This window comes from Endozoicomonas sp. ONNA1 (assembly GCF_024606325.1).
In the GTDB taxonomy this organism is placed as follows: domain Bacteria; phylum Pseudomonadota; class Gammaproteobacteria; order Pseudomonadales; family Endozoicomonadaceae; genus Endozoicomonas_A.
Window position 1 is genome coordinate 1 of the sequence record NZ_JAHHPN010000360.1, and the last position, 6,190, is coordinate 6,190.

The following is a 6,190-nucleotide window of genomic DNA, read 5'->3' on the forward strand; positions in this document are numbered from 1 at the left end:
TGATCGCCTGTGTTTACCGGTACGATACGCCAGAGGGTAAAGAGTTTCGGCCTTGGGATGTAAAGACCCGTAAAACCAAAGCCCCCAACCCCAGGCCACTCTACAACCAGCCAGGTATCAAGGTAGCGGACGAAGTACTGCTGGTGGAAGGCGAGAAAGCAGCACAGGCTTTGATTGAAAGTGGCTATTGTGCCACCACTGCAATGAACGGTGCCAAGGCCCCGACGGATAAGACGGACTGGTCACCTCTCAAAGGTAAGCGTGTTTCGCTCTGGCCTGATAATGACGACGCCGGGCTGGAATATGCTTTCAGTGCGGCTAAAGCTATCGATGATGTCGGAGCTTTGTCTGTAGTGATTCTGAAACCACCGGCAGATAAACCTGAGAAATGGGATTCCGCAGATGCCGTTCAGGAAGGCTTTGATATTGATCACTGGATGGCCGCAACCGAGCGGAAGACAATCAAATCGGCAGGCCTGCAACTGTCAGACTGGAGTGCGCTCCGTTACAAAGGTGTAGCCCCTGAGCAGCACTACCTGATTGAAGGCTCTTTTCCATTAGGTGTTGTCTCAATCCTTGCGGCTATGGGAGACACAGGTAAGGGAATGCTCACACTCAAGCTTGCACTGGAAATTGCCTGTGGTGAAGACCTGACGGTCGAGGTGTTTGGTGGCAAGGTCTTACAACATGGAACAGCCGTTGTTTTCACCTCTGAGGATAATCAGGCAGAAGTACACCGTCGTCTTCAAAAACTGGACCCGACAGACTTGCGACTGAAATCGCCTGAGAAACTCTTCATTATTCCATTACCTAATGCAGGTGGCCCATTCCCCATGGTCAGGGAAACTCCGGAAGGGCCAAGAACGACATCAGAGTTTACCCAGGTAGTCCGCCAGCTTCAGGCTATTGAAGATCTCAAGCTGGTGGTCTTTGATCCCTTATCCTCTTTTGTTCATGCCGATGTGAACGCTGACCCTGCAGTGGGTAGTTACCTGACGGGGCTGCTGGCAAATCTGGCCAGTGAAACCGGAGCCACTGTGATTGTGGTTCACCATATGCGCAAACCACCAGGACAGAAACCCATCGATAGTGCAGAACAGGCCAGGGATGCCATTAGAGGCAGCAGTGCGCTGGTGGATGGTGTTCGTATGGCCTATGCCCTCTGGCCTGCACAGGACCAGATCGTGCAGCAAACTTGTCAGACTCTGAACCTGATCCCCGAGCCGAGAAGTTTTTACCAGGGAGCGGTAGTGAAATCCAATGGCCCGGCGGATCGGACAATCCGTACTTATAAACGCAACAGCATCGGATTGTTGGAGGACCTGACTGCAAGGATAAAAGGTCAACAGCCTTCTACCTATGATTTGCTGGGAGTGCTCGCTGGCGGCATCAGAATGGCAGCCAGTCGTGGGCATCCTTTTACTCATACCGGAGTGAATGGGGTCTTCAAGCACCGGCATCGTCTTCCTGAAGCCTTCCATCATATGCCCAGACACAAGCTCGAAAATATGGTTCAGGAATTGTTGAATGAGCGTCCGCCAAGAGTGGTTAAAGGCACACTTCTGGGATCAAAAGAACAAAAGTGGCTGGATTCTCCCTGGGGACTATTTGCTGATGGAAAAGGCCGGATTGAAGAGGGTGCAGATCGGTTGAAAAATGACTGATTGAGCGTTTCCAGAGCGTTTCCAATTTCCAGCATTTCCAGAACATTTCCAGAGTTTTGGAAATAGAGAAAGGTTTAAAAAAACACTCTAACAGTCTGAAAGTATAAAGAAATATGAAAATTTAAGTGACATATGTCGCATTTCCAATTTCCAAGAAATGGCGTGGCTCTGGAAACGTGTAACTCATTGAAAAATAAACCGTTTCCAATTTCCAGAACCCCTTACTTATACAAGTAAGGTTGGAACTTAAATTTCCAACCTTACTGATGCGTGATATTTCCGGCTGGAAATCGACTCAGGGAGGAATCTCGAATGGACATCAATGAACTGGCCAATCGCTATCGGGAAGCCTGGCTGGTAGCACGACGAGTGTCGTTAGGTATTAATCTCCGGTACTCGGCCTACTGGCCCGAAATCAATCCCAACCGCTGGGAAGTTTATCAAGGGGAAAACAAAATCCTGAGATTGCCCAAGCCCTCGGAAGACGAAGTGGATCGCATGGTGAAGTGTATGCGCTGGTTGCGATGGGTCAGCGAGGAGGAACGCAAGCTGATCTGGCTTCGTGCATCGGGTTTGCCCTGGCGAGTGATTGCTGAAGATTTGGGAGTGAACCGGAAAACCCCATACGCACACTGGTGCAAAGCCATGAGCAGGATTGCCATCCATTTGGCCGGAGGACGTAACCCGGAGTAACCCGAAGTAACTCGTAGTGTCTGGTTTTGTCTGGCTATATCCAAAATAGAGGCCTCTTCAAGGGTTGGACACTTTCGCCAAATTTGACAAGAATTAACGCTAAGCTCGAAGCGAAGTGCACCTGAACCTCACACCTCCCCGGTTTGAGGTTTTTTTACATCTGGAAATCACGGAAGAATCATGTCCAGAATCCTTGTCGAAGCCATAGAACATCGCCCCGTCGCCACCCTGGTGCCCTACGCCAACAACGCTCGTACTCACTCCGATGAGCAGGTGGACCAGATTGCCCGGTCCATCGAGGAGTTCGGGTTTGTCAATCCGGTGCTGGTGGGCAGTGACGATGTCATCGTAGCCGGTCATGGTCGTCTGATGGCGGCGAAGCAGCTGGGCATGGAAACTGTGCCGGTGATTGTGTTGGGGCACTTGAGTGAGACTCAGCGCCGGGCGCTGATCATTGCCGACAACCAGATCACGGCCAACTCAGGCTGGGATGAAGCACTGCTCAAACAGGAACTGGCAGAGCTGGATGCCCTGGATTTTGACCTGGACCTGATGGGCTTTTCCGATGAGGAGTTGGAAGGTCTGTTGCTGGTGGACGAACCAGAAGGGCAGACCGACGATGACGAAATTCCTGAACCGGAAGAGCATCCCGTCAGCCAGTTGGGTGATCTTTGGATTTTGGGAAGCCATCGGGTGCTGTGTGGCAGTGCTACCGAACAGGCAGATGTGGAAGCCCTGATGGCAGGCCAGCTGGCGGATATGGTGTTCACCGATCCACCTTACAACGTTGACTACGCTAACCCTGAGAAAAACACCCAAGCCAAAAAAGATCGCCGGATCAAAAACGATAATCTCGGCTCTGAGTTCCACGCTTTCCTGCTGGCCGCCATGACCAACCTGCTCGGAGTCTGCAAGGGGGCCATTTATATCTGCATGTCGTCGTCTGAACTGGATACACTCCAGAAAGCGTTTCGGGAAGCCGGTGGCAAGTGGTCCACGTTTATCATCTGGGCCAAGAACACCTTCACCCTGGGTCGTTCCGATTATCAACGGCAGTACGAGCCAATCCTCTACGGCTGGAAGGAAGGCAACGAACATTTCTGGTGTGGAGCCAGAGATCAGGGCGACGTTTGGTTCTATAGCAAGCCTGCCAGGAATGACCTTCATCCCACTATGAAACCCGTGGAGCTGGTAGAGCGAGCTGTTCGCAACTCTTCCAAGACCCACGACATCGTGCTGGACCTGTTTGGCGGTTCCGGCTCCACACTGATTGCATGCGAAAAGTCACACCGCAGTGCCCGGCTTACCGAACTGGACCCCAAATACGTTGATGTCATCGTGCGCCGATGGGAGGAGTACACAGGCAAGGAAGCCTATCTTGAATCCAATCATCTGACCTTTGAACAAACCAGAGAAGAAAGACATGGAAGAACTTTCAAGGCGACTGGATCAGATTGATTCCAAGCTCGACAAACTGAGCGATGCCGTTTCCCGTCTGTCCATGATCGAGGAACGAATTACTCACCAGACCAACAACCTTACCCGTCAGGATGAACGCCTGGACGAGCAGGAGAAACGCATCCGAAAACTGGAGTTCCAGGCCAGTCGCCGGGGTGTGATGTTGGGCTATATCGAGCGCTTCGGTTGGATCGTGCTGACCGCTGCTATTGGCCTGTTGGCTTACTTTCTTAAAACATAAACTCAGGGGATGAGTCATGGGCAAGCGTAAGGAAACTAATTACATCGTCGTTCATTGCTCGGACACCCGAGCCAACCAACACGTTACTTTTGACGACATCAAACGTTGGCACACCATGGAGCGGGCCTTTCTGGATATTGGTTACCATTGGGTGATTGAGAGGGACGGTTCCGTAAAGCAGGGTCGTCCTATTGAAGACTGGGGTGCTCATGTCAAATACCACAACCATGAGAGTGTTGGCATCTGTTTGGTGGGTGGCCTGAATGAACACAATGAGCCAGAAGATAACTTCACTCCGGAACAGAAGCGAATGCTGAAGCTTCTGGTGGCTGGCCATCAAGCTATTTATTCAAACGCTGTCGTGCATGGTCATCATCACTTTAGTAAGGTGAAGACCTGTCCCAATTTTGATGTGCACCACTGGTTAAGACAGGAAGGACTGCTGGGAGGCAAACGGTGAGTTTGGTGGCTGCCATCCCGGTGATCGGGAAGGTGATCGACAAGCTTTTTCCTGATGCGAACAAAGCCAGGGAAGCCAGAGCGGAACTGAGCAAGATGCTGCTCAACGGTGAGCTGAATGAGCTGGAGCAAAAGGCTGGCGTTGTTAAAGCCGAAGCTCAGGGTGAAAGCTTGCTGCAAAGGAACTGGAGACCCATGGTGATGCTGGTCTTTACGGCATTAGTCGTGTGTCGATGGATGGGTTGGTCAGCACCAAATCTTACTGAGGCAGTGGAACTGAAACTGTTTAATATTATTCAGCTGGGTATTGGCGGATACATTGCCAGCCGTGGGCTGGAGAAGGTGACAAGAACATGGAAAGGCTGAGGCTTAATTTAAGCCGCTCTGAGAGCTTCTTTTTAAATACAGGGAGCGTCTCGGGATCGAAGAGAACGCTTGATAAACATCTTCTGACGGCTGTTCCGGGGTCCCTGGGAGGCGTCTTCTAGTGCGGGTATGCATCAGCGCGGAATAGCGCCAGCGACAGAGTGAAAATCGGGGTTGACACTCAGGTTGACAGATTGGGCTTCAGCCCAGTAATGGCGAGGCTTTCCGGTGTCAACCAGCCAGGGATTTTGTCAACCAAACTGTCAGCCTTTGCGGCCAGGGTTGTCAACCTGGTTGACAGATTTGAGGTACCACTAAAACTTGAGTTCAATGGCCAGTAGAATGGAGCAATAGCGGCCGTCAGCCAGCCGCCTTGCAATGTGAGAGCGGTTACTTATGCAGTCTCACCCTGAAAGAGCGCTTCCAGTCCGGCGGTGATCCGGTAAATGCGATCCTTGCCTTCAGGCTTCTCTGATTCAATGGTCAGTCCCAGTCGTTTTTTTAAGGCTCCGGCCAGAGTGCCGCGAACCGTGTGCTGTTGCCATCCGGTCTCGCGCATGATTTCGTGGATCTCAGCGCCTTCGGGTCGGCTCAGCAGCTCAATCACCCTGTGGAGTTTGGTACCGGTGCGGATCTTGCCTTTCCGGGCAGGTTGGTCGTCTACCGGGAGGCCGATGGCCGTCTTGCCCTGAGGGCTGATGTCGTAGGTGTCAGCCTTTTTCATGGGGATCAGAAAGCCTTTGCTGGTCAGACTGTCCAGCACTTTCTTCCGGGCACCTCCTTTCAGGGTGAGCTCGGAAGCGTCAAGGGTTCCTGTCTCAGCGGCTTGCTTGAGAACAGTCTCTTGGGTAGCAGTGAGTTTTGTTGTTTTCATGGTGCTTCTCCTTTTGGGGTTATTGTTTTTGGCCTTGTTTCAGGCCCAATTGATAAGCCTGTTCCAAAGCCTTTCTGACTTGCCAGACGGCGACTTCCTCGAAGTCTTCCGAGGTGTTTCGGGTTTTGAGGGTGTCCATTAGCAGGGTCTTTTGGGCGATGGTTTCCAGGGCTTGTTCGGTCTTCTTATTCATGGCCTGTTTCCTTTTTGATGCTTGTTTGCGTTATGTACAGTAAGGCTCCATAACCGGTGGTTATCAAGGAAAAAACTATTAATAATCAATAGGTTGTAGAAACAGGAGGATGCATCCGGCCACGGCGGGACAGAGGAGGTTATACAGATCGCTATGACACTCATCTCGCAATCGGAATTCGCCAAACGTCAAGGCTGGAGCCGCCAATATGTGGCCAAATTGGTCAAGTCCGGCAAGATTCG

The 6,190-nt window shown here is 51.6% G+C and carries 8 protein-coding genes; 6 read left to right on the forward strand and 2 right to left on the reverse strand.

The annotated features are described in order from the left end of the window. The 6 genes from KDK19_RS08305 to KDK19_RS08330 all read left to right on the forward strand — a co-directional run. A partial coding sequence (locus tag KDK19_RS08305; RefSeq protein WP_257291717.1) for an AAA family ATPase occupies nucleotides 1-1,664 on the forward strand: 1,664 nt, incomplete at its 5' end. A 312-nt stretch (nucleotides 1,665-1,976) separates the two neighbouring features. Beyond that, nucleotides 1,977-2,357 (forward strand): DUF6362 family protein, encoded by a 381-nt coding sequence (locus tag KDK19_RS08310; protein WP_257291718.1) that lies wholly within the window; start codon nucleotides 1,977-1,979, stop codon nucleotides 2,355-2,357. 180 nt (nucleotides 2,358-2,537) lie between these two features. Then, on the forward strand, nucleotides 2,538-3,815 hold the full coding sequence (locus KDK19_RS08315) for a site-specific DNA-methyltransferase (RefSeq protein WP_257291719.1): 1,278 nt from the start codon (nucleotides 2,538-2,540) through the stop codon (nucleotides 3,813-3,815). Continuing rightward, the gene (locus KDK19_RS08320) at nucleotides 3,781-4,056 is read left to right on the forward strand and encodes a flagellin (RefSeq protein WP_257276409.1); all 276 of its coding nucleotides are present in this window, start codon (nucleotides 3,781-3,783) and stop codon (nucleotides 4,054-4,056) included. The genes KDK19_RS08315 and KDK19_RS08320 overlap by 35 nt, the downstream gene beginning before the upstream one ends. A 16-nt stretch (nucleotides 4,057-4,072) precedes the next feature. Further along, the gene (locus KDK19_RS08325) at nucleotides 4,073-4,516 is read left to right on the forward strand and encodes an N-acetylmuramoyl-L-alanine amidase (protein WP_257276410.1); all 444 of its coding nucleotides are present in this window, start codon (nucleotides 4,073-4,075) and stop codon (nucleotides 4,514-4,516) included. Beyond that, nucleotides 4,513-4,881 (forward strand): holin family protein, encoded by a 369-nt coding sequence (locus KDK19_RS08330; protein WP_257291720.1) that lies wholly within the window; start codon nucleotides 4,513-4,515, stop codon nucleotides 4,879-4,881. Before KDK19_RS08325 ends, KDK19_RS08330 begins: the two co-directional genes overlap by 4 nt. A 394-nt stretch (nucleotides 4,882-5,275) precedes the next feature. On the opposite strand, the gene KDK19_RS08335 is transcribed toward KDK19_RS08330, so the two are convergent. Continuing rightward, complete coding sequence (locus KDK19_RS08335; protein WP_257291721.1) at nucleotides 5,276-5,755, reverse strand: DUF3489 domain-containing protein; 480 nt, start codon at nucleotides 5,753-5,755, stop codon at nucleotides 5,276-5,278. 19 nt (nucleotides 5,756-5,774) lie between these two features. Then, a complete protein-coding gene (locus tag KDK19_RS08340; RefSeq protein WP_257287957.1) occupies nucleotides 5,775-5,948 on the reverse strand; it encodes a hypothetical protein in 174 nt (57 codons plus the stop codon). Nucleotides 5,949-6,190 lie beyond the last annotated feature (242 nt).

Coding starts and splice junctions, on each gene's coding strand:
- KDK19_RS08310 (WP_257291718.1), top strand. CDS start 1,977: ATGGACATCAATGAACTGGCCAATCGCTATCGGGAAGCCTGGCTGGTA.
- KDK19_RS08315 (WP_257291719.1), top strand. CDS start 2,538: ATGTCCAGAATCCTTGTCGAAGCCATAGAACATCGCCCCGTCGCCACC.
- KDK19_RS08320 (WP_257276409.1), top strand. CDS start 3,781: ATGGAAGAACTTTCAAGGCGACTGGATCAGATTGATTCCAAGCTCGAC.
- KDK19_RS08325 (WP_257276410.1), top strand. CDS start 4,073: ATGGGCAAGCGTAAGGAAACTAATTACATCGTCGTTCATTGCTCGGAC.
- KDK19_RS08335 (WP_257291721.1), bottom strand. CDS start 5,755: ATGAAAACAACAAAACTCACTGCTACCCAAGAGACTGTTCTCAAGCAA.
- KDK19_RS08340 (WP_257287957.1), bottom strand. CDS start 5,948: ATGAATAAGAAGACCGAACAAGCCCTGGAAACCATCGCCCAAAAGACC.